This is a genomic window from Lachnoclostridium sp. MSJ-17 (genome assembly GCF_018918205.1).
Classification (GTDB): domain Bacteria; phylum Bacillota; class Clostridia; order Oscillospirales; family Acutalibacteraceae; genus Ruminococcoides.
On the sequence record NZ_JAHLQB010000005.1, the window covers coordinates 1 to 1,662 of the forward strand.

Consider the following 1,662-nt stretch of genomic DNA (forward strand, 5'->3'; position numbering starts at 1 on the left):
AGATATCAATTCGGTAAGATATTTTATATTGTTTGGGTAATTCAAAAAAGGAGAGCCGATGTTGCTCTCCTTTTTTATATTTTATGAAACTCTGTCGAGGTTATACCGCCAAGCCGTATGTATACACAACACGCCCGATTTGCTCCCTTGAAGCCGACGAACTCCGCATAAAATCTGTTTGTCGTACATGCCACATGACGTTTACCATCTGACCGCCGACGGAACCTGCTTCTCTTGAAGAGAGGTCGCCGTTGTAGCCCTGCTTGAGGTTTACGCCGACTTCGTTGGCGCACTCCATCTTAAAGCGGTTCATGGCTTCCTTTGCCTCGGGAACGTTGATCTGATTATTATTGTTTGACATGGTTTTTTCTCCTTATTTCTATCTATCTCAAGCGGCGGATTGCCTTCGCAATTTGTCGCCGCATTAGTAGTGTTAGGAGAAATTCATTTTTTATGATTTGTAAATATTGTCAGTTATTATACGGTGACAAAACGAAGGTGCTGTTCGGGATAATCCGTGCTGCCGCGTGAAAACTCCCCTGCCTGTGCATCGCTCAGGTTCAGGGGAGCTTGTTGTATTATTTGTTATTGTCCGATTCGATAAACCGTAGAATATCGTTATACACGCGCAGCTTCTCTTTTTCGTGAAGGATATCGTGGCGCATGCCCTTGTACAGCCGGCAGCGCACGTCGGTGTATCCGATGTTTTTCATCAGCCGCATCGCTTCCACGAATTTTCGGCGGGACAAGGTGCATGGGTCGTCCTCAACGGAGAAAAACCTCACGGGCATATCGGGATTTTGAGGGGTGTAACCGCCCGTATACGCGAGCATCGCCATTCTGAGCATCTCCTCATAGCCGTTCAGGGTGAAGTTGAAGCGGCACAGCGGGTCGTTGTTATGCTCGATGACGGCTTCACGTTCGGAGTTTGTCTGGGCGTTTCTCAACCCCTCGTATCTGTACTTTCTCTCATAGGAAACGCCCATGATGAGCTTTTTGGCGAGCGTAGAGCGTGAACGTTTGCCTTCGATCGCCTTTAACAGCTTCAAGACGCGCAGACCTTTTTTGATATTGTCGGAGCGCGACGGAGAACCTGTGAACCTGTGAACCTGTGAACCTGTCAGGCAGAGCTTGCTGATATCCGCGTCATATTTTCTGATGTAGCAGCGCGCCGCAAGCGCGCCCCTGCTGTGACCCAGCAGGGTGACCGGAAAGTCGCTTCTGCCGCAATGTTGAGCCGCGTAATTTTTGATGTCCAGCGTGATCTCGTGCAGATCCTCCACCAGCGCGGCGGTGCCGCCCTGATAAAAATAACCTCTGTCCTATGGGTCGATAATACTTTCGCCGTGTCCGCGGTGGTCGTTGATGATCGTCAAAAAGCCGTTGGATGCGAGAAAACGCATAAAAGCGATATAACGCCCTTTGTGCTCATTTTTGCCGTGTACCAGCTGAACGATACCCCTGATATCCTTATAGTTTTCCCACGCGTCCAGTTGATTAGTGATCTCGCCGAGCGTCCGATCCTCATCGGACAAGTCCGCGTTTGCGGGCTTTTTGGTGTTCCTGTCAAAATAATTCTGCGCGGCTGTGCCGTAGTTCAGCATTGATTTTACCAGCGGAGCAACCTTTGTGAATTTCCAATTGCCTTCCGTGTGCGAGAGC

General features: G+C 49.5%; 1 protein-coding gene and 1 pseudogene. Both read right to left on the reverse strand.

The window, feature by feature from the left end; translation table 11 throughout:
- Nucleotides 1-100: 100 nt before the first annotated feature.
- Nucleotides 101-361 carry an alpha/beta-type small acid-soluble spore protein gene (locus KQI64_RS10585; RefSeq protein ID WP_201427246.1) on the reverse strand — a complete coding sequence of 87 codons (261 nt, stop codon included), beginning with the start codon at nucleotides 359-361 and terminating at the stop codon, nucleotides 101-103.
- Between the two features lie 217 nt (nucleotides 362-578).
- A pseudogene (locus KQI64_RS00200) lies at nucleotides 579-1,604 on the reverse strand (alpha/beta fold hydrolase).
- Between the last annotated feature and the right edge of the window lie 58 nt (nucleotides 1,605-1,662).

Coding starts and splice junctions, on each gene's coding strand:
- KQI64_RS10585 (WP_201427246.1), bottom strand. CDS start 361: ATGTCAAACAATAATAATCAGATCAACGTTCCCGAGGCAAAGGAAGCC.